Source organism: Pseudomonas sp. O230 (assembly GCF_045447035.1).
Taxonomy (GTDB): domain Bacteria; phylum Pseudomonadota; class Gammaproteobacteria; order Pseudomonadales; family Pseudomonadaceae; genus Aquipseudomonas.
Genome location: NZ_JBJGXN010000015.1, coordinates 51,107 through 72,427, shown reverse-complemented (window position 1 = coordinate 72,427; position 21,321 = coordinate 51,107). Strand labels below are relative to the sequence as shown.

Here is a 21,321-nt window from a genome sequence, read left to right as displayed (position 1 = left end):
TCCATCATTCTTATTCGGCTGATTCCACCGCGGCGATCATCCGCACCACATCGACGGTTTCGGCCACATCATGGACGCGCAATATACGCGCCCCCTTGAATGAAGCCAGCGCCGCGAGTGCCAAACCGCCATGCAGTCGCTCTCCGACCGGGCGATTCAAGGCCTGACCTATCATGCTCTTTCGCGAAACCCCGACCAAAAGGGGCCGCCCCAAGGCATGCAGGGCTTCCATATGTTTGAACAAGCTCAGGTTGTGCTGCAAGGTTTTCGCGAAGCCGAAACCCGGATCAAGGATGATCCGCTCAGCCGGAATTCCGACTGATGCACACTGCGCCATGCGCTCGACAAGAAACTCTCCGACCTCTTGGGTGACGTCCCGATAATGCGGATTGTCCTGCATGTCGCCCGGCTCACCGAGCATATGCATCAGACAAACCGGCAGGCCCGTGGCGGCCGCCGCATCCAGAGCCCCCTCTCGACGTAGCGAACGGACGTCATTGATCAAACCGGCCCCCAGCCGCGCCGCTTCGCGCATGACAGCTGGTGTGGAGGTATCAACCGAAATAATTACATCCAGCTCACGGTTGATGCGCTCGACGATCGGCGCTACACGCTCCAGTTCTTCGAGCGGCGAAACCGCCCTGGCACCGGGCCGGGTCGACTCGCCACCGACATCAATCAGCGTGGCGCCCGCCAGCACCATGGCTTCGGCGTGGCGCAGCGCCGCATCGAGCTGGCTGTATTGGCCGCCATCGGAAAAGGAATCGGGGGTGACATTGAGAATGCCCATGACATGCGTCTGGGCTAAATCAAGAACCCGGTTGCCGCAAGGCAACCGGGTCGAGGACTGAACAGAAGTCATTTCAAACCTTAAACGTCAGCAGCCGGACCGCCGATCGGTGTTTCCGGACGCTCGTCCTGTACCACCGGAGGCGTTCCGGAGGTACCGGTGCCGCCCGACCAGTCGCGAGGCTCGCGAGGCGTACGACCCGCCATGATGTCGTCGATCTGATCGGCGTCGATCGTTTCGTACTTCATCAAGGCATCAGCCATGGCATCGAGCTTGTCACGGTTATCCGTCAGGATCTGCTTGGCCGTGCCGTAGCACTGGTCAATGATGCTGCGTACTTCGGAGTCGATCAGCTTGGCTGTCTCACCGGAGAAGCTTGCACTCTGACCACCGCCGCCGCGACCGAGGAACACTTCGCCCTCTTCTTCGGCGTACATCAATGGGCCGAGTTTCTCCGACAGCCCCCACTTGGTCACCATGTTCCGTGCAATCTGACTGGCACGCATGATGTCGTTGGATGCGCCGGTAGTGACACCGTCAAAGCCCAAAGTCATCTCTTCAGCGATACGACCGCCGTACAGCGAGCAGATCTGGCTGATCAACGCACGCTTGGACAGGCTATAGCGATCTTCTTCCGGCAGGAACATGGTCACACCCAGCGCACGACCGCGCGGGATGATTGACACTTTGTAGACCGGATCATGCTCAGGCACGACGCGACCCACAATGGCGTGGCCTGCTTCGTGATAAGCGGTGTTCTGCTTCTCTTTCTCGGACATGACCATGGATTTGCGCTCGGCGCCCATCATGATCTTGTCTTTCGCGAGCTCGAACTCTTTCATCTCGACGATGCGCTTGCCGGTGCGGGCGGCGAACAGCGACGCCTCGTTCACAAGGTTGGCGAGGTCAGCACCCGAGAAGCCAGGCGTGCCACGAGCGATCACGGCCGGAGCAACGTCGTCACCCATTGGCACTTTGCGCATGTGGACCTTGAGAATCTGCTCGCGACCGCGGATGTCCGGCAGACCGACCACAACCTGACGGTCGAAACGGCCTGGACGCAGCAACGCCGGGTCCAATACGTCCGGGCGGTTGGTGGCGGCGATGACGATGATGCCGTCATTCATTTCGAAGCCGTCCATCTCTACCAGCAACTGGTTGAGCGTCTGCTCGCGCTCATCGTGACCACCGCCCATGCCGGCGCCACGGTGGCGACCAACAGCGTCGATTTCATCGATGAAGATGATGCATGGCGCATGTTTCTTGGCCTGCTCGAACATGTCGCGAACACGACTGGCACCGACACCGACAAACATTTCGACAAAGTCGGAACCGGAAATGGTAAAGAACGGCACTTTGGCTTCGCCGGCAATCGCCTTGGCCAGCAAGGTTTTACCGGTACCCGGAGGACCGACCATCAGCACGCCGCGAGGAATGCGGCCACCCAGACGCTGGAACTTGCCCGGATCGCGAAGGAACTCGACCAGTTCGCCGACTTCTTCCTTGGCCTCGTCGCAACCGGCAACGTCAGCCAGGGTGGTTTTCACCTGGTCTTCGGAGAGCAGGCGCGCCTTGCTCTTGCCGAAGCTCATCGGCCCGCCCTTGCCTCCGGCACCGCCCTGCATCTGCCGCATGAAGAACATGAAGACAGCGATGATCACCAGGATCGGGAAGCTCGCGACCAGGAGCTGAGTCCAGATGCTTTGCTGTTCAGGCTGCTTGCCTTCGACTACCACGTGGTTGTCCACGAGATCGCCGATCAGACCGTTGTCCTGGATCGCAGGACGAATGGTCTTGAAGCTGTCGCCATCGTTGCGCTTACCGGTAATCACATAGCCATCAACGGCTACGCGCTCGACCTTGCCATCCTTGACCTGCTGGATGAAGTCGGAATAGTTGAGGGTCTGCGGCTCGTTAGGGCTGGAGAAGTTGTTCATCACCGTCACGAGGACAGCCGCGATGATCAACCACAGGATCAGATTCTTTGCCATATCGTTCAATTAACTACCCTCTGAAGCAAGCGCCGCTAATGGCGCGCGCTTCGCATGATATTCACCGGCCTAACTTACTACATTACCTACAACACTGGCAGGCGCCGTCTGTAACCCTTTGTGAAACACTTCCTACACAATATTCGCTATTTCCCACAGGACGAAATACGAAAATCCTATCGACCCGCAAAAAAACCTCGATTTACTCGCTACGGCCGCGGTAGCCCCAAGCCAGCATGTATTGCTCGCGGGAACTGCCACGGGAAGAGTCCGGCTTGATCATCTGGACCTTGTCGAATTTCTGACGAGCGTCCTTCACGTAAGCATCAAACCCTTCGCCCTGAAACACCTTGATCACGAAATTGCCACCCGGCTTGAGTATCCGAGCCGCCAGATCAAGCGCCAGCTCACATAGAAACATGGCTTTTGGCATGTCCACCTCAGGCGTACCACTCATATTGGGGGCCATATCGGAAATCACAAGGTCCACCTGCGAATTACCCACGGCTTCAAGGATCTGAGCGAGCACTTCGTCCTGGGTGAAGTCACCCTGGATGAAAGTCACGTCCGGAATGCTGTCCATTTCCAGGATGTCCGAGGCGATCAGACGCCCCTGACCACCGATCAGCCGACTAGTGACCTGCGACCAGCCGCCGGGCGCCGCTCCCAAGTCGACAACGCTCATACCCGGACGGATCAGCTTGTATTTCTCCTGGACCTCCAGAAGCTTGTAACTCGCGCGCGAGCGGTAACCATCCTTCTGCGCCTGCTTCACATAGGGATCATTGACATGTCTTTTCAGCCAACCAAGGCTTGTCTTGGAACGCGCCATTGGGCACCTCGATGATAAGGGTCGTGATTAATTGGGCGGATCCACGAACCCTCGGGTAAAATGGCCGCCATTTTACAGAATCCAGACGAAAGGGTCAGATTATGCCGCTCACTCAAGAGCAGAAGAAACAGTACAAATCCATTGGCCACCATCTGAAACCAGTTTTGATCGTGGCTGACAACGGTTTGACTGAAGGTGTGTTAGCCGAACTTGAACGCGCTTTGGCGGATCACGAGCTGATCAAAATCAAGCTCAACATTCTCGATCGCGAATCGCGCCTGGCGTCCATTGCAGAACTCTGCAAGGTGGGCAAAGCGGATCTGGTTCAAGTCATCGGCAAGATGGCACTGATTTACCGCAAGAACTTCAGCGTCAACAAGCAGCTGTCGAACGTCCATCGCTTCAAGTGATGACAAGGGTCAAGGGTGTGCTTCGCGCACCCTGCCGCTCCATCCTGGCACTGCCTGCAAGACCAGCACCAGCCCGGAAAAGCCCAGAACAAGATAGCTGAACACCTGCCAACGCACTGCATCCGGCCAGCCGATACGCACCGCGAAAAACATCGCGCACGCACACAGCGCCATCAGCAGCAATTGCCCACGAATATCGCGCAATAGACTGGCAAGGCCCTCGGCCTGGACCAGCACCAAAGCCTGAAAAATGACACACGCCGAGGCGAAAGCCACCATCAGCGCATTCAGCATGCCTGCAATTTCGTCGATCAACAGCGGCGCCAAGCCAATTTGGCCCAGCACCGGCAGCAGACCGATGTGTAACAGCCACAGGCCACCAACCCACAACATCTGAGTTAGCTGCCAAAGCATGGCGCCCGCACGCAGCGGGCGCCTTCTTTCAGATGTGGCGGACTTCGACAATCTCGTACTCGATAACGCCACCCGGCGTTTTCACAGCAACCACATCACCCTCTTCCTTGGCAATCAAGGCGCGGGCCAATGGCGAACCTACCGAAATTTTGCCGAGTTTGAAGTCAGCTTCATCCTCACCCACGATGTGGTAAGTGACGCGCTCATCCGTCTCGACGTTGGCGATTTCAACGGTGGTGCCGAAAATCACTTTGCCGGTGTGAGGAATGGTCGTGACATCGATGATGACCTGATTCTGGATCCGACCTTCGATGTCACGAATCCGCGCCTCGACCATACCTTGCTGCTCGCGAGCAGCGTGGTATTCGGCGTTTTCCTTCAAGTCACCCAACTCGCGGGCCGTGCCGATGTCCTGGCTGAGCTTCGGACGGACAACCTTGGTCAGGTGAGCGTGTTCTTCTTCCAGGGCTTTCGCGCCCTGGACGGTCATTGGGTACTTGATCATGCCTTCAATCCTGCGTGTAGATCCTGCAAGCGGCGCACGGTCTTCTCGGGACCGAACTTCAGCGCTTCGCAGATGGCTTCGCCAGCAGCAATGGTGGTGGTGCAGTAGATCTTGTGCTGCAAGGCATTACGACGAATGGAGTACGAGTCAGCGATCGACTGACGACCTTCTGTGGTGTTGATGATCAAGGTAACTTCGTCGTTCTTGATCATGTCGACCACGTGCGGGCGACCCTCAGTCACTTTGTTCACACGACGCACTTTCAGGCCTGCGGCTTCGATCAGCTTGGCAGTACCGGCAGTGGCAACCACTTCGAAGCCCAAGTTGATCAGATCACGGGCTACGCCTGCAACCAGTGGCTTGTCATCGTCACGCACGCTGATGAACGCGGTACCGCCGGTCGGCAGCACTTCGCTGGCGCCCATTTGGGCCTTGGCGAACGCTTCGCCGAAGGTGTCGCCCACGCCCATCACTTCACCGGTGGACTTCATCTCTGGGCCGAGGATCGGGTCCACACCAGGGAATTTGGCGAATGGGAACACCGCCTCTTTCACGCTGTAGAAGTTCGGAATGATTTCTTTGGTGAAGCCAATTTCCTTCAGGGTCTTACCGGCCATCACGCGTGCAGCGATCATTGCCAGGGAAACACCGATGCACTTGGACACAAACGGTACGGTACGGGAAGCACGCGGGTTGACTTCGATGACGTAGATGTCTTCGCCTTGCAGCGCCAACTGCACGTTCATCAGCCCGACAACGCCCAGTTCCAGGGCCATTTTCTTGACCTGTTCGCGCATCTCGTCCTGGATATGCGCAGGCAGCGAGTACGGCGGCAGGGAGCATGCGGAGTCACCGGAGTGAACACCGGCCTGCTCGATGTGCTGCATGATCGCGCCGATCACCACGTCGGTGCCGTCGCAGACCGCATCCACGTCCATTTCGATGGCGCAGTTGAGGAAGTGGTCGAGCAGCACCGGGCTGTCGTTGGACACTTTCACCGCGTCACGCAGGTAGCGCTTGAGCTCTTCTTCTTCGTAGACGATTTCCATCGCACGACCGCCCAACACGTAGGACGGACGCACCACCAGCGGGTAACCGATCTTGCTGGCAGCACGAATCGCTTCGTCTTCGCTGCGCACAGTCGCGTTTGGCGGCTGACGCAGGTTCAGGCGCTCGACCATCTGCTGGAAGCGCTCGCGGTCTTCGGCGCGGTCGATGGCGTCAGGGCTGGTGCCAATGATCGGCACGCCGGCTTCTTCCAGGGCACGCGCCAGTTTCAGCGGGGTCTGGCCGCCGTACTGGACGATCACGCCTTTAGGCTTCTCGACGCGGCAGATTTCCAGCACGTCTTCCAGGGTCACTGGTTCGAAGTACAGGCGATCGGAGGTGTCGTAGTCGGTGGAAACGGTTTCCGGGTTGCAGTTGACCATGATGGTCTCGTAACCGTCTTCGCGCAGGGCCAATGCCGCGTGCACGCAGCAGTAGTCGAACTCGATGCCTTGGCCGATACGGTTAGGACCGCCGCCGAGGATCATGATCTTGTCGCGGCCCGACGGCGCGGCTTCGCACTCTTCCTCGTAAGTCGAGTACATGTAGGCGGTGTCGGTGGCGAACTCGGCCGCGCAGGTGTCAACGCGCTTGTAGACCGGGAAGATCTCCAGCTTGTGACGGTGGCGACGCAGGTTCTTCTCGGTCACGCCCAGCAGCTTGGCCAGACGCATGTCGGAGAAACCTTTGCGCTTGAGGCGGAACATCATGTCTTTGTCGATGCTGGCCAGACCCAGGGTCTTGACCTTCTCTTCTTCCTTGATCAGATCTTCGATCTGTACCAGGAACCACGGGTCGATCATGTTCATGCCGAAGATGTCTTCGACCGACAGGCCGGCGCGGAACGCGTCAGCCACGTACCAGATACGCTCGGCACCCGGCACGGTCAGTTCGCGCTTGAGCACGCTCATGCTTTCCGGGTTGCTCAGGTCGAGCTTCTCGTCCAGGCCGCAAACGCCCACTTCCAGGCCGCGAAGGGCTTTCTGCAGGGATTCCTGGAAAGTCCGGCCGATGGCCATGACTTCACCCACCGACTTCATCTGGGTGGTCAGGCGCGCGTCGGCTTTCGGGAATTTCTCGAAGGCGAAGCGTGGCAGCTTGGTCACGACGTAGTCGATGGACGGCTCGAAGGACGCAGGAGTCGCGCCGCCGGTGATTTCGTTCTGCAGTTCGTCCAGGGTGTAGCCGATCGCCAGCTTGGCAGCGATACGCGCAATCGGGAAACCCGTAGCTTTCGAAGCCAGTGCCGAAGAGCGGGATACCCGCGGATTCATCTCGATGACCACCATGCGGCCAGTGTCCGGGCAGATGCCGAACTGGACGTTGGAGCCACCGGTTTCCACGCCGATCTCGCGCAGTACCGCCAGGGAGGCGTTACGCATGATCTGGTATTCCTTGTCCGTCAGGGTCTGTGCCGGAGCAACGGTGATCGAGTCACCGGTGTGCACACCCATCGGGTCAAAGTTCTCGATGGAGCAGACGATGATGCAGTTGTCCTTCTTATCGCGGACAACCTCCATCTCGTACTCTTTCCAGCCAATCAGGGATTCGTCGATCAACAGCTCTTTGGTCGGAGACAGGTCGAGGCCGCGAGCGCAGATTTCTTCGAACTCTTCACGGTTGTAAGCGATACCGCCACCGGTGCCGCCCATGGTGAAGGACGGACGGATGATGCACGGGAAGCCGAGCTTCTCGAGCACTGCGTTGGCTTCTTCCATGCTGTGGGCGATACCCGAGCGCGGGCAGTCCAGGCCGATGGATTTCATCGCCTTGTCGAAACGCGAACGGTCTTCAGCCTTGTCGATGGTGTCAGCATTGGCGCCGATCATCTCTACGCCGAACTTCTCCAGAACGCCTTCGCGCTCCAGGTCCAGGGCGCAGTTCAGGGCGGTCTGGCCACCCATGGTCGGCAGCAGCGCGTCCGGACGCTCTTTCTCGATGATCTTGGCAACGGTCTGCCACTTGATCGGCTCGATGTACGTGGCGTCAGCCATGTCCGGGTCGGTCATGATGGTCGCTGGGTTGGAGTTCACCAGGATGACGCGGTAACCCTCCTCGCGCAGGGCTTTGCAGGCCTGGGCGCCGGAGTAGTCGAATTCGCAAGCCTGGCCGATAACGATCGGGCCAGCGCCGAGAATCAGGATGCTTTTAATGTCTGTACGTTTTGGCATGGGTTTGTCACTCAAATCCGCAGGTCAGTCGGCAAGCCGTCTTGTTCAATCTTTGAAGCCTTGAGGGGGCCGCCGTTATCGGGACCGCCCTCAAGCTTTGCTGCATCAAGGCTAGCGATCAGCGTCGCTTGGCCATTTCGTTGATGAAGCGATCGAACAGAGGCGCTACGTCGTTCGGGCCAGGGCTGGCTTCCGGGTGACCCTGGAAGCTGAAGGCGCTCTTGTCGGTACGCTCGATGCCTTGCAGGGTGCCGTCGAACAGCGATTTGTGAATCGCGCGAACGTTGGCTGGCAGGGTCGCTTCGTCTACCGCAAAACCGTGGTTCTGGCTGGTGATCATCACCACGCCGCTGTCCAGGTCTTGCACCGGGTGGTTGGCACCGTGGTGGCCGTGACCCATTTTCAGGGTTTTGGCGCCAGAGGCCAGGGCCAACAGTTGGTGACCGAGGCAGATGCCGAATACCGGAATCTCGGTCTCCAGCACGTCCTTGATCGCCTGGATCGCGTAGTCGCAAGGCTCCGGATCACCCGGGCCGTTGGACAGGAACACACCGTCCGGCTTCATCGCCAGCACGTCAGCGGCAGGCGTTTGCGCCGGCACCACGGTCACGCGGCAACCGCGCTCGACCAGCATGCGCAGGATGTTCAGCTTGACGCCGTAGTCGTAGGCAACCACGTGGTACGGCAGCTCGGACGCGTCGATGGTTGCGTGGCTGTCGGTTTTCAAATCCCAGACAGTCGAGCGCCACTCGTAGGTTTCCTTGGTGCTGACGACTTTCGCCAGGTCCATGCCTTTTAGGCCAGGGAAGCCTTGAGCTGCGGCGATGGCCGCTTCTTCGGAAATGTTGTCACCGGCCATGATGCAGCCGTTCTGCGCGCCTTTTTCACGCAGGATGCGCGTCAGGCGGCGGGTGTCGATACCGGCGATGGCCACAACGTTGTTGGCTTTCAGGTAGTCGGACAGGGACATCGTGTTACGCCAGTTGCTCGCAACCAGTGGCAGGTCACGGATGACCAAGCCAGCGGACCAGACGCGGTCGGACTCGGCGTCTTCCGGCGTGGTGCCGGTGTTGCCGATGTGCGGGTAAGTCAGGGTAACGATCTGTTGGGCGTAGGAAGGATCGGTAAGGATTTCCTGATAGCCGGTCATTGCGGTGTTAAACACCACCTCACCAACGGTTTGACCGTCGGCTCCAATGGCTTCGCCGCGAAAAATGCTGCCATCAGCAAGGGCGAGTATGGCTGGCTTAGTCAAGAAGACCTCCCGTAAATAAAGCCTGAAAGGGCGATCGCAGGTGTAAAAAAGCGGAGTGACGTATGGACACGTCACCCCGCTCATTCACTGAATTATTCTGCGCGCTTTTAGTGAACACACTAAAGCTGTAGCTTACAGAAAAAGGCATTTTTGGTCTACCGCCAATGAGCCTTAAAGGCCGGGGAATGCGACAGGACGTCGCTTGGCGTAATAAAACCGGGCCCAAACGCAATGCTGGAACCCGGTTTCAGCTGCATCTTAACGCAGGTCGAGCACGTCTTGCATGTCGTAGAGACCCGGCTCGCGACCCTCCAGCCACAACGCCGCACGCACAGCACCCTTGGCGAAAGTCATACGACTCGACGCCTTGTGCGTGATTTCCAGGCGCTCACCCTCACATGCAAACAACACCGTGTGATCGCCGACCACATCACCGCCGCGAACAGTAGCAAAACCGATCGTTTCACGCTCACGTGCACCGGTGTGCCCTTCACGCCCGTAGACCGCGACCTTCTGCAGGTCACGATCCAGCGCACTGGCAATCACCTCACCCATGCGCAGGGCCGTGCCCGAAGGCGCATCGATCTTGTGCCGATGATGAGCTTCGATGATTTCGATGTCTGCATCATCACCCAACACGCGCGCGGCCATGTCGAGCAGCTTCAGCGACAGGTTCACGCCGACACTGAAATTGGCCGCGAACACGACAGGAATGTCCTTGCCCGCCTCGGCCAGCAGCTGCTTCTGCGCAGCGTCCAACCCTGTCGTACCGATGACCATGGCCTTGCCCGCCTTGCGGCAGAACGCCAGGTTCTTCAGCATGACTTCCGGCAGCGTGAAATCGATCAACACATCGAATTCTTCTGCCACCGCCTCTACGTGACCGGACAGCGGCACGCCGATACGCCCCAGCGAAGCCAGCTCACCAGCATCCACACCAATCAGCGTACTGCCGGGGCGCACGATAGCGGCGGTCAGGCCGGTCAGCGGCGCGCGTTGCTGCACCGCTTCAACCAGGATTTTGCCCATGCGGCCAGCGGCACCCATCACAGCGATACGTCGCATGCTCACTCCTACAGATCGCCGAAGAAGCGCTTCACGCCTTCGAACCAACCGGTGGTTTTCGGCGAATGGCTGTTGTCGTCCGCCAGGGAGCTGCGGAACTCTTCCAGCAATTCGCGCTGACGACGACCCAGATTGACCGGGGTTTCCACCGCCACACGGCACATCAAGTCACCGGCACCGCCGCCACGCACAGGCGCAACGCCCTTGCCGCGAACGCGGAACTGCTTGCCGGTCTGAGTCCCCTCGGGGATTTTCAGTTTGACTCGACCATCAAGGGTCGGAATCTCCAGCTCGCCGCCCAGCGCCGCATCGACGAAACTGATCGGCACTTCGCAGAACAGGTGCTTGCCGTCGCGCTGGAAAATCGCGTGCTCGCGCACATTGATCACCACGTACAGGTCGCCCGTTGGCCCACCCTGAGCGCCCGCCTCGCCTTCGCCGGACAGGCGAATGCGATCACCGGTATCAACACCGGCCGGCACTTTCACGGAAAGGGTTTTGTACTCTTCGACGCGGCCGTCACCGTTGCAGGAGTTGCACGGATCGGAAATGATCTTGCCCTGGCCATGGCAGCGCGGGCAGGTCTGCTGCACCGAGAAGAAACCTTGCTGCATGCGGACCTGACCGATACCGCCACACGTCGGGCAGGTGACCGGCGAAGAGCCTTTCTTGGCACCCGAGCCCTCGCACGGCTTGCAGTTGACCAGTGTCGGAACGCGAATATTCACGGTGGTGCCGCGTACCGCTTCTTCCAGATTCAGTTCCAAGGTGTAGCGCAGGTCGCTGCCGCGCTGAGCACCGCCGCGAGCACCGCCGCGACCGCCGCCGAAGAAGTCACTGAAAACATCGCCAAAGATGTCGGAGAAGTTCTGTCCGCCAAACCCGGCACCGCCGCCACCCATGCTCGGGTCGACACCGGCATGACCGTATTGGTCGTACGCCGCGCGCTTGCTGGAATCGGACAGCACTTCATAGGCCTCATTGGCCTCTTTGAACATCTCTTCCGACGCTTTGTCATCGGGATTACGGTCCGGATGGTGCTTCATCGCCAGGCGACGGTAGGCCTTTTTCAGGTCTGCTTCGCTTGAGCCACGCTCAACACCCAATACTTCGTAATAGTCACGCTTTGCCATAAGTCTTTGCACTCTTGAGGACGTTCGGCAAACCTCTCCTGAGCCCTGCCGAACTCGTTGAGCCCCAATACAGGCCCGGACCCAACTCACGTCAATTCAACGATCCTGGTCTTTGATTCGATGCGGTACTTTCGGCTCGAAAAGCAGGAGCATTCCCGGCCATACCATCAGCACCCGAGCGTTGTCGCATGCTGCAAAAATTCGCGTACTCCAGACACGCCAACGCGGGAGCAGGCTCCCGCGCGGCGACATCCTACCAGTCACCGCCTAAAGGCAGTCAACCGGGCGACCAACAACTTACTTGTGGTCTTTAACTTCTTCGAACTCGGCATCGACAACGTCGTCAGCCTTTTCAGCTTTTTCGTCGTGCGGTGCCGCGCCTTCAGCAGGCTGAGCCTGTTCGGCGTACATTTTCTGCGCCACTGGAGCGGAGACTTTCGACAGCTCTTCAACCTTGGCTTCGATGGCAGCCTTGTCGTCGCCTTTGACGGCGGCTTCGAGGGCAACCACTGCGGCTTCGATTGCAGTCTTCTCTTCAGCAGTCACTTTATCGCCAGCGTCTGCGACCATTTTGCGAGTCGAGTGAACCAGTGCATCGCCCTGGTTGCGGGCAGCGGCCAGTTCTTCGAACTTGCGATCTTCGTCGGCATTGGTTTCAGCATCACGAATCATCTGCTGAATCTCTTCCTCGGACAGACCGGAGTTGGCCTTGATCACGATCGACTGCGTCTTGCCGGTGGCCTTGTCTTTGGCGCCTACGTGCAGGATGCCGTTGGCGTCGATGTCGAAGGTCACTTCGATTTGTGGCACGCCACGTGGTGCTGGTGGAATCTCGGCCAGGTCGAACTTGCCCAAAGACTTGTTCTGAGCGGCTTGCTTACGCTCGCCTTGCAGCACGTGAATGGTCACGGCGCCCTGGTTGTCGTCGGCAGTCGAGAATACTTGCGATTTCTTGGTAGGAATCGTGGTGTTTTTCTCGATCAGCGCAGTCATCACACCACCCATGGTTTCGATACCCAGGGTCAGCGGGCTGACGTCGAGCAGCAGAACGTCTTTCACGTCACCGGCCAATACGGCGCCCTGGATAGCAGCACCCATGGCAACGGCTTCGTCCGGGTTCACGTCTTTACGAGCTTCTTTGCCGAAGAACTCGGTTACCAGCTTCTGAACCAGTGGCATACGGGTCTGACCGCCGACCAGGATCACGTCGTTGATCGCGCCAACGTCGATACCGGAGTCTTTCAGAGCGATGCGGCAAGGTTCGATGGTGCGCTGAACCAGGTCTTCAACCAGTGCTTCCAACTTGGCGCGAGAAATCTTCACGTTCAAGTGCTTTGGACCGGTGGCGTCTGCAGTGATGTACGGCAGGTTCACGTCGGTCGACAGCGCCGAGGACAGCTCGATCTTGGCTTTTTCAGCGGCTTCTTTCAGGCGCTGCATCGCCAGCGGGTCACCTTTGAGGTTCATGCCGCTTTCTTTCTTGAATTCGTCGACGAGGTAGTCGATCAGACGAATGTCAAAGTCTTCACCGCCCAGGAACGTGTCACCGTTGGTGGCCAGTACTTCGAACTGGTGCTCGCCATCGACTTCAGCGATTTCGATCACGGAAACGTCGAAAGTACCGCCGCCCAAGTCGTAAACAATCACGGTGTGATCGCCTTTCGCCTTGTCCATACCGTAAGCCAGAGCGGCTGCGGTTGGTTCGTTGATGATGCGCTTAACGTCCAGGCCCGCGATGCGGCCGGCGTCTTTGGTCGCCTGGCGCTGGCTGTCGTTGAAGTAGGCCGGAACGGTGATCACCGCTTCGGTCACTGGCTCGCCGAGGTAGTCTTCGGCGGTCTTCTTCATTTTCTTCAGAATTTCAGCCGAGATCTGTGGCGGCGACATTTTCTGGCCGTTCACTTCAACCCATGCGTCGCCGTTGTCAGCCTTGGCGATTTTGTACGGGACCATCTTGATGTCTTTCTGTACGACTTCTTCGTCGAACTTACGACCGATCAGACGCTTCACCGCATAGAGGGTGTTGTGCGGATTGGTCACAGCCTGACGCTTGGCCGACTGGCCAACGAGGATTTCGCCATCGTTGGCGTACGCGATGATCGACGGCGTGGTGCGCGCGCCTTCAGCGTTTTCGATTACTTTGGATTTGCCGTTTTCCATCACGGAGACGCAGGAGTTGGTTGTCCCCAGGTCGATACCGATAATTTTGCCCATGTTAACTCTCCCGAAACTTTGGATTTGGTTGCCGCAGCAGTGGTGGCTAACTGCGGTAGCACTTAAACGCTTGACTTATAAATGGGGGCCTTGCGGCCAATTTCAAGCCTGCTCGTCAATCGAAGGCGAAACTGGCGCTGGAGCCTTGCTGACCACGACCATGGCCGGGCGCAGCAGGCGTCCATTGAGCTGATAGCCCTTCTGGAACACCTTGAGCACGCTGTTAGGCTCGACGTCGGCGTTTTCCTGCATGGCCATTGCCTGATGAAGAACGGCGTTGAACGGTTCGCCATGCGGATCGATCGCTTCCAGCTGATAACGCTTCAGGGTGTCCTGGAACATTTTCAGCGTCAGCTCGATGCCTTCACGCATTGGGCGGATGCTTTCGTCGTCCGGGTTGGACAACTCCAGACCACGCTCAAGACTGTCGATGATCGGCAGCAGATCACCGGCAAATTTTTCCAGAGCAAATTTGTGGGCCTTTTCGACATCCTGCTCGGCCCGACGGCGGACGTTCTGCAGATCGGCGGCAACACGCAAAGCCTGATCCTGCGCGCCTGCCAGTTGCTCTTCGAGCACTTGTACACGAGCCGCGAGGTCTTCACCCGAAGCCGCGGAGCCCTGGTTGGCATCTTGATTTTGCGTATCCACTGTCTGTTCGTCAGCCATAGATTTCTCCTTTCAATATCGTCCGCGAGCTCAACTCGCGCTTCTGTCCAGCTATATGGGGCCGCAAAAATCAGCTTCAAGGGGTTTGTTGTGATTAACCCTACAAAAAACAGCTGCATTGTCATTCCTCGATGCGCTAGCGATTTCGTCGGATCAAGCCAATCGAGCTAAGCGAGGCCATTGTCAGCCGCAAATAAAACACTGTATAAATAACCAGACCTAAAGCCTGGGAGCGGCCTTTATGCTGGTGCACCTGTCCGTACACAATTACGCCATCGTTGAACATCTCGATCTCGAACTCGATCGCGGGATGAGTGTGATCACAGGGGAAACCGGCGCCGGCAAGTCGATCATGCTCGACGCCCTCGGCCTGACCCTGGGCGATCGCGCCGACAGTGGAGTGGTCCGCCCCGGTGCCGACAAGGCTGACATCCTGGCCACCTTCGACCTGATCGACATTCCCGAGGCCAGTAACTGGCTGGCCGAGCGCGACCTCGAAAGCGACGGCCCGTGCATCCTGCGTCGGGTGATCACCGCTGAAGGGCGCTCGCGTGGCTATATCAATGGCACCCCCTGCCCACTCGGCGATCTCAAGGCCTTGGGTGAATTGCTGATTGATATCCACAGCCAGCACGAGCACCAATCCCTGCTCAAGACCGACACCCACCGCCGCCTGCTTGACGAATACGCGGGCGCCACCGACCTTGCCCGCCAGGTGCAATTGGCCGCCCAACGCTGGCGCCAGACCCGCCAGGAGCTGGAACGCCTGTCCAACTCCGGCGATGAGCAGCGCGCCCGCCACCAATTGCTCAGCTATCAACTCGAAGAGCTGGAAAACCTCGGCCTCGGCGAAAACGAACTGGAGCAGCTGGAACAGGAACACAAAAACCTGACCAACGCTGAAACCTTGCTGGGCATCTGCCGACAAGTGGTCGAACAGTGCAGCGAAAGTGATTCCGGCAATGTCCTGAATGCCCTGACCGCCAGCCTCAATCGCTTGTCGAGTGTGAACAACTCAATTGGCGCGCTGGGAGAGGCCAGCAGCTTGCTGACCAGTGCGCAGATTCAGGTTGAAGAGGCCGTGGGCGAGTTGAATCGCTTCCTCGACAACTTCGATGCCGACCCCGCGCGTCTGCAATACCTGGAAGAACGCCTCGATGCGATCTACACCATGGCGCGTAAACACCGCATCCAGCCGACCGCGGTCGCGGAGATGCAGCAGCGCTTGCTGGATGAAATCGAAACCTTGAATGCCAACGATGAATCCATCGAGCGCCTGAGCGATGAACTGGCCTCTTATGCCCGCCACTATCAGGAGAAGGCGCGGGAGTTGAGCGACCTGCGACATCAAGCTTCCAGCAGCCTGGCCAGTGCCGTGGAGCAGGAAATCCAGCGACTGGGCATGCCCGGCGGTCGCTTCACCATCGAACTACGCCCCAACAGCAGCGATGAGCTGCTGCCAAACGGACTCGAACAGGTAGAACTGCTGGTCAGCGCCAACCCCGGTCAGCCGTTGAAAGCTTTGGCCAAAGTAGCCTCGGGTGGTGAACTCTCGCGGATCAGCCTTGCGATTCAGGTGATCACGGCACAGACCTCGCGCGTCCCCACCCTGGTGTTCGACGAAGTGGACGTCGGCATCGGCGGTCCGACCGCAGAAATTGTCGGCCAATTGCTGCGTCGCCTCGGGGAGCGTGGACAGGTGCTGACGGTGACTCACCTGCCGCAAGTGGCAGCGCAAGGACATCAGCATCTATTTGTGCATAAGGTGCGAGGCGAAGAGGCGACCCGCACGGCTGTCTCCAAGTTGAGCAAAAATGATCGCATTGAAGAGGTCGCGCGGATGCTGGGCGGTATCGACCTCACCAAGGAATCCCTGGCTCACGCGAAAAAAATGGTCGTTACCGCAAAAATTTAAGTACGGCAGACAGCACGAAGGCGACCCTGGGGTCGCCTTCGCTCGTTTCGCGAACCAGAAGTTCGCGCGACATGCTTACTTTTTCTTGCGTACGTACAGCACAAGATTGTGATCAACCATCTCGAAACCATACTTGTCGACGATGGCTTTCTGCAGACGCTCGATTTCTTCGTCGAAGAATTCGATCACTTCACTGGTCTCGACGTTGACCATATGGTCGTGATGCTTCCCGTCGTCCAACTCGAAGACCGCATGGCCTCCGTCGAAGTTGTGCCGCACCACAAGGCCAGCTGCCTCGAACTGAGTCAGTACACGGTAAACCGTGGCCAGACCGACGTCCTCACCAGCCTCCATCAGCGCCTTGTAAACATCCTCGGCACTCATGTGGCGTTGCTCGGCGGAATCGAGCATTTGCAGAATCTTGACCCGTGGAAGGGTCACTTTGAGGCCGGCTTTGCGTAGTTCGCTATTTTCAACCATGGTCAGCTTTCTCGCGATGCTGCTTCGCAGCTTCTCTTAATGCGGGTATGATCGGCGTTTACGTTGTCCCAGCCAAGATAGTGGAAGTCGCCCACCGATGCAAAACACCAAGCTCTTGCTAACCAGTTTCACCTTTGTGGGACTGCTCGCACTCGCCGGTTGTTCATTCCCCGGGGTTTACAAAATCGACATCCAGCAGGGCAATGTCGTCACGCAGGACATGATAGACCAGTTACGCCCGGGAATGACCCGCCGGCAAGTACGGTTTATCATGGGCAACCCTCTGCTGACCGACACGTTCCATGCCGATCGCTGGGATTACCTGTACAGCCTGCAACCGGGTGGCGGTGAACGCCAACAGGAACGCATTAGCGTTATCTTCAATCCAAATGACCAGCTTGTCAGCCTCTCTGGTGATTTCATGCCAGGCGTGAGCCGGGACGAAGCCATTCTCGGCAAGGACAGTGGCACTAACGTGACCGCACCTGCTGAAAACGCCGAGAAGCCGAAACCGGAAAAACCGGTCAAGCCAGGTTCGTTGCTGGATCAGATCCAGAAAGACGTGGACGGCGTAGAAACTGTTCCAGTCCCGACACCAGAACCGCTGGAAACTTCGCCGCAATAATTTGCGACGCAATAAAAAACCCGGAATATCCGGGTTTTTTATTGTCTGGCATTTAATCAGGTCACTGATTTCGGGCTTTAGCCTCGGCAGCTTTGGCCGCGCGTAACCGGCGAACCTCTTTCGGATCAGCCAGCAGAGGTCGATAAATTTCAATACGGTCCCCTGCCCGAACCTGGTGCGTGTCCGGATCGGCAATCACCTTGCCGAATATCCCAACGGGGCACTCGCCCAGATCCAGCTCTGGAAACGCTTCGCCTATTCCCGAATCAAGCAGGGCTGCGCGCACTGTTGTGCCTGCGGGCACTGTCGCACAGCGAAGCACCTGACGATCAACGGCGGCATACACCACCTCGACTTCGATCACAGCCTTAACCATGCATTTGCTTGGCGCGCTGGCAGAACGCATCCACCAGCGTATTGGCCGCCTGATTGAAGAGCGGCCCGAGGGTCGCGCGAACGATCGGCCCGGCATAGTCGAACGACAGGTCGAGGCTGATTTTGCAGGCCTTGTCGGTCAACGCCTTGAACACCCAAATACCATGCAACTGCGTGAATGGCCCCTCCTCGAGGTTCATCTCGATCGATTGCCCTGGGACCAAGGAGTTACGCGTCACGAAATGCTGACTGAGCCCTCCCTTGGCCACGCCGACGCTCGCGCGCATGTGCTCGGGAGAGCTTTCCAGGACTTCGGCCGACGAGCACCACGGCAAAAACTCCGGGTAGCGCGCCACGTCATTGACCAGGTCATACAGCGCTTGCGCCGGATACGGCAGCAGAGCCGAACGTTGAATGTGTGTCGTCATGTCAGCGTCACTTCCACAGCTGGGCGGCAAACACTACAAGAATGCCGATGGGCGCCACATAGCGCATCAAAAACAGGGACAGATTGAACAGCATGGGGCTGCGGATCGACAATTCGTCGCGCACCGCTTCACGCCCCATCACCCAGCCTGCAAACACCACGAAACACAAACCACCAACTGGCAACATGATCCGTGAAGTAAAGAAATCGATCACGCCAAAGAAATCCAGACCGCCGGCCGCGCCCCATTGATAGAGATGGAACATCCCGCCTTCGTTCACGAAAAATTTGGCTTCCTTCCAGATATTGAAGGAAAACACCGTGCCCAGACCGACGAACCAGCAGGTGAACGCCAGCCAGAAAGTCACCCACGCACGGCTGACTTTAGTGCGTTCAACCAGGTAAGCCACCATTGGTTCGAGCAGTGAAATCGCCGAACTCCAGGCGGCAATCGCGACCAGGACGAAGAACACTACCCCCATCAACTGGCCGAACGCTACGTTACCAAAGGCAAATGGCAGGCTGACGAACATCAGGCCCGGGCCTTCACTTGGGTTCAGGCCGGCGGCGAACACAATCGGAAACAATGCCAGACCCGCTACCAGTGAAACGAAGGTATCGAGCAGCGCGACACCGACGACGGTGCCGGAGATCGACGAGTGTTTCGGCATGTAGGCACCGTAAATCATGATCGAACCGACGCCAACGCTCAGGGAAAAGAACGCGTGCCCCATGGCCGGCAGCAAGCCGTCGAGGACCTTTTCCGGATGGAAGTCGAACATGAAATGCACGCCCGCCATGAAATACCCGGTGGTCATGCTGTAGCCCAACAGCACCAGAATCATCACAAACAGCAGCGGCATCATGATGCGCAGGCTGCGTTCAAGGCCGGCGACCACGCCCCTGGCGATGACGACGGCAGACAGCAGCATAAAAATCGTATGCCAAAGTGTCAGGCGCCATGGATCGGTAATCACCTTGCCAAAGTACGCACCGACCTGATCAGGCGTTACCCCCTGAAAGTCGCCGCGACCCATGTCGATGATGTAATCCAGCGACCAACCACCGACAACACTATAGAAAGACAAGATCAGCAACGCCGTGATCATCCCGGCGAATGCGCCCCAGGACCACTTGCCCGAATGCCCGGCCTCCAGCGCCAGCACCTTCAAGGCGTTGGCCGGGCTTTGCCGGGCGCGACGACCGATCAGGGTTTCCGCCAGCATGACCGGCACACCAATCAGTGCGATACAGGCCAGGAACATCAACACAAACGCACCGCCGCCATAGACGCCGACCATGTACGGGAACTTCCAGATGCTACCCAGGCCCACGGCCGAGCCGGTCGCGGCGAGTATGAAGACCCAGCGGCTAGCCCAACTGCCGTGGACAGAAACCTTGTCTGTCGACATCGTTACCACGTCCAAGCATTGCAAAAAGAGCGCGCATTGTCCGGGATTCAATCAACCTGCTCAAGCACGCAGCATCACCGTAGCCGACTCGCGTGCAACTCCCTATAATGCCGCCCCTATGGCTAAACAGAAGAAACACCCAACAGGGACCATCGCGCAGAATAAAAAGGCGCGACACGATTACTTCATCGAACATCGGTTCGAGGCTGGTCTGGTCCTGGCCGGCTGGGAAGTAAAAAGTCTGCGGGCAAGCAAGCTGCAACTGGTTGACAGTTACGTGCTGCTCAAGGATGGCGAAGCCTGGCTGCTCGGCAGCCACATTACGCCGCTGATGACCGCGAGCACGCACGTCATCGCAGATCCGACCCGCACCCGAAAATTGCTGCTCAACCGCCGCGAGCTGGAAAAGCTCGCCGCCGCCGTGCAGCAAAAGGGCTATGCCTGCGTGTGCCTGTCCTGGTACTGGAGCAAGCACATGGTCAAGTGCGAGATCGCTCTGGGCAAGGGCAAGAAGGAATACGACAAGCGTGATACCGAACGCGAACGCGATGCCGGTCGCGAGCTGCAGCGAGCGGTGCGCAACAAGGGCAAGGAAGAGTAATTCCTTTCTTTGAGCGCGCAATCGCCGAAAAGCCGGCTCCTACAGGGTCTGTGCCCCACCACTGAATCTGTAGGAGCCAGCTTGCTGGCGATTGCGATCAAACAAACACCAAAAAACCTCACTGACTACATCCCTTTGCGCCGCTCTGCCCGAGCCATGCGCTGCACTTCCTGACGCACCTCTTCCAGCACTTCCTGCACATACAGAATGTGTCGACTGGAAACCTCCCGCGCCTGTTCCGCCCTCCCCTCAATAATCGCCATGTACAACTCCCGGTGCTGTGTAATCAGCATGTCGCGGGTTTCCGTGCGCTGTTTGTACATCCCGCCGATGTTGGTCACCACGTTGCGTTTGAGCAGATCGAACAACCCGCGAATGGTGTGCAGCAACACCGCGTTGTGACTGGCTTCGGCGATTGCCAGGTGAAACTTCGCATCCGCCGCACCCTCTTCCGCCCGACCCACTTCATCGTGACGGGTGTAGCAGTCCTGCAATTCATTGAAGGCCGCGGTCAGCCGCTCGCGATCGACATCTGTCGCCCGCAATGCCGCGTAATAGGCGCAGGAGGCCTCCAGGGTATGGCGAAATTCCAGAAGATCGCGCTGAGCCTCGGGGTTGCTTTCAAGCAGATGAAGCAGCGGATCACTGAAGGTCGTGCCCAGCGACTCCACCACATAGTTGCCGCCTCCCTGGCGACTGACCAGCAAGCCCTTGGCCGCCAGTTTTTGAATCGCTTCGCGCAACGAAGGGCGTGACACGCCGAACTGCTCAGCCAACGCACGCTCGGCCGGCAAGCGCTCGCCCGCCTTCAGCGTGCCTTCGAGGATCATCCCCTCGAGCTGCTCGACAATATCGTCAGACAAACGGCGCTGACGAATTTGATCAAACCCCATAACTCAATTCTCCACGATCCCGACGGCTCGCCGGGCTCTCTATTCTGGCCTATCAGCGCTGTGCCAGCACCTACCAGACGGCATTTGTTCGAGCGGA

General features: G+C 58.3%; 20 protein-coding genes. 4 read left to right on the top strand and 16 right to left on the bottom strand.

The annotated features are described in order from the left end of the window. Positions 1 to 10: 10 nt before the first annotated feature. From folP to rlmE, 3 genes are all read right to left on the bottom strand, one after another. Positions 11 to 862, bottom strand: a complete 852-nt coding sequence (gene folP, locus ACI77H_RS28255; RefSeq protein ID WP_407015074.1) for a dihydropteroate synthase — start codon at positions 860 to 862, stop codon at positions 11 to 13. Positions 863 to 870: 8 nt separating this feature from the next. Further along, complete coding sequence (ftsH, locus tag ACI77H_RS28250; RefSeq protein ID WP_032828773.1) at positions 871 to 2,781, bottom strand: ATP-dependent zinc metalloprotease FtsH; 1,911 nt, start codon at positions 2,779 to 2,781, stop codon at positions 871 to 873. 202 nt (positions 2,782 to 2,983) lie between these two features. Then, a complete protein-coding gene (gene rlmE / locus ACI77H_RS28245) occupies positions 2,984 to 3,613 on the bottom strand; it encodes a 23S rRNA (uridine(2552)-2'-O)-methyltransferase RlmE (RefSeq protein ID WP_007900501.1) in 630 nt (209 codons plus the stop codon). Positions 3,614 to 3,714: 101 nt separating this feature from the next. Between rlmE and ACI77H_RS28240 the strand changes: the two genes are divergently transcribed. Next, positions 3,715 to 4,023: a YhbY family RNA-binding protein gene (locus ACI77H_RS28240; protein WP_007942889.1), complete on the top strand. Its 309-nt coding sequence runs from the start codon at positions 3,715 to 3,717 to the stop codon at positions 4,021 to 4,023. 9 nt (positions 4,024 to 4,032) lie between these two features. On the opposite strand, the gene ACI77H_RS28235 is transcribed toward ACI77H_RS28240, so the two are convergent. The 8 genes from ACI77H_RS28235 to grpE all read right to left on the bottom strand — a co-directional run bounded on the left by ACI77H_RS28235 (position 4,033) and on the right by grpE (position 14,496). Beyond that, entirely contained in the window at positions 4,033 to 4,437 is a 405-nt protein-coding gene (locus ACI77H_RS28235; protein ID WP_407015116.1) for an MFS transporter, read from the bottom strand. A 28-nt stretch (positions 4,438 to 4,465) separates the two neighbouring features. Continuing rightward, positions 4,466 to 4,942 carry a transcription elongation factor GreA gene (gene greA / locus ACI77H_RS28230; RefSeq protein ID WP_150633542.1) on the bottom strand — a complete coding sequence of 159 codons (477 nt, stop codon included), beginning with the start codon at positions 4,940 to 4,942 and terminating at the stop codon, positions 4,466 to 4,468. Beyond that, positions 4,939 to 8,160 (bottom strand): carbamoyl-phosphate synthase large subunit, encoded by a 3,222-nt coding sequence (gene carB, locus ACI77H_RS28225; RefSeq protein ID WP_407015071.1) that lies wholly within the window; start codon positions 8,158 to 8,160, stop codon positions 4,939 to 4,941. Before carB ends, greA begins: the two co-directional genes overlap by 4 nt. A 118-nt stretch (positions 8,161 to 8,278) precedes the next feature. Further along, on the bottom strand, positions 8,279 to 9,415 hold the full coding sequence (gene carA, locus ACI77H_RS28220; protein ID WP_214380586.1) for a glutamine-hydrolyzing carbamoyl-phosphate synthase small subunit: 1,137 nt from the start codon (positions 9,413 to 9,415) through the stop codon (positions 8,279 to 8,281). 258 nt (positions 9,416 to 9,673) lie between these two features. Further along, complete coding sequence (gene dapB, locus ACI77H_RS28215) at positions 9,674 to 10,480, bottom strand: 4-hydroxy-tetrahydrodipicolinate reductase (protein WP_407015070.1); 807 nt, start codon at positions 10,478 to 10,480, stop codon at positions 9,674 to 9,676. Between the two features lie 8 nt (positions 10,481 to 10,488). After that, complete coding sequence (dnaJ, locus tag ACI77H_RS28210) at positions 10,489 to 11,613, bottom strand: molecular chaperone DnaJ (RefSeq protein ID WP_407015069.1); 1,125 nt, start codon at positions 11,611 to 11,613, stop codon at positions 10,489 to 10,491. 297 nt (positions 11,614 to 11,910) lie between these two features. Beyond that, positions 11,911 to 13,827, bottom strand: a complete 1,917-nt coding sequence (gene dnaK / locus ACI77H_RS28205) for a molecular chaperone DnaK (protein WP_407015067.1) — start codon at positions 13,825 to 13,827, stop codon at positions 11,911 to 11,913. 102 nt (positions 13,828 to 13,929) lie between these two features. Beyond that, on the bottom strand, positions 13,930 to 14,496 hold the full coding sequence (gene grpE, locus ACI77H_RS28200) for a nucleotide exchange factor GrpE (protein WP_407015066.1): 567 nt from the start codon (positions 14,494 to 14,496) through the stop codon (positions 13,930 to 13,932). 241 nt (positions 14,497 to 14,737) lie between these two features. On the opposite strand from grpE, the gene recN reads away from it, so the two are divergent. Next, entirely contained in the window at positions 14,738 to 16,411 is a 1,674-nt protein-coding gene (recN, locus tag ACI77H_RS28195) for a DNA repair protein RecN (RefSeq protein WP_407015065.1), read from the top strand. 75 nt (positions 16,412 to 16,486) lie between these two features. On the opposite strand, the gene fur is transcribed toward recN, so the two are convergent. Next, entirely contained in the window at positions 16,487 to 16,891 is a 405-nt protein-coding gene (fur, locus tag ACI77H_RS28190) for a ferric iron uptake transcriptional regulator (RefSeq protein WP_003197684.1), read from the bottom strand. Between the two features lie 97 nt (positions 16,892 to 16,988). On the opposite strand from fur, the gene ACI77H_RS28185 reads away from it, so the two are divergent. Next, positions 16,989 to 17,516, top strand: a complete 528-nt coding sequence (locus ACI77H_RS28185) for an outer membrane protein assembly factor BamE (RefSeq protein ID WP_150633548.1) — start codon at positions 16,989 to 16,991, stop codon at positions 17,514 to 17,516. Positions 17,517 to 17,577: 61 nt separating this feature from the next. On the opposite strand, the gene ACI77H_RS28180 is transcribed toward ACI77H_RS28185, so the two are convergent. The 3 genes from ACI77H_RS28180 to ACI77H_RS28170 are packed head-to-tail and all read right to left on the bottom strand — an operon-like array spanning position 17,578 to position 19,730. Then, positions 17,578 to 17,892, bottom strand: a complete 315-nt coding sequence (locus tag ACI77H_RS28180) for an RnfH family protein (protein ID WP_407015063.1) — start codon at positions 17,890 to 17,892, stop codon at positions 17,578 to 17,580. Then, on the bottom strand, positions 17,885 to 18,319 hold the full coding sequence (locus tag ACI77H_RS28175; RefSeq protein WP_407015061.1) for a type II toxin-antitoxin system RatA family toxin: 435 nt from the start codon (positions 18,317 to 18,319) through the stop codon (positions 17,885 to 17,887). The genes ACI77H_RS28180 and ACI77H_RS28175 overlap by 8 nt, the downstream gene beginning before the upstream one ends. 7 nt (positions 18,320 to 18,326) lie before the next feature. Next, positions 18,327 to 19,730 (bottom strand): sodium-dependent transporter, encoded by a 1,404-nt coding sequence (locus ACI77H_RS28170; RefSeq protein WP_407015060.1) that lies wholly within the window; start codon positions 19,728 to 19,730, stop codon positions 18,327 to 18,329. A 118-nt stretch (positions 19,731 to 19,848) separates the two neighbouring features. Here ACI77H_RS28170 and smpB point away from each other — a divergent pair, with 118 nt between their 5' ends. After that, positions 19,849 to 20,331, top strand: a complete 483-nt coding sequence (gene smpB, locus ACI77H_RS28165; RefSeq protein ID WP_131060797.1) for an SsrA-binding protein SmpB — start codon at positions 19,849 to 19,851, stop codon at positions 20,329 to 20,331. A 125-nt stretch (positions 20,332 to 20,456) separates the two neighbouring features. Here smpB and ACI77H_RS28160 read toward each other — a convergent pair whose 3' ends face one another. After that, positions 20,457 to 21,224 (bottom strand): GntR family transcriptional regulator, encoded by a 768-nt coding sequence (locus ACI77H_RS28160; protein ID WP_407015059.1) that lies wholly within the window; start codon positions 21,222 to 21,224, stop codon positions 20,457 to 20,459. Between the last annotated feature and the right edge of the window lie 97 nt (positions 21,225 to 21,321).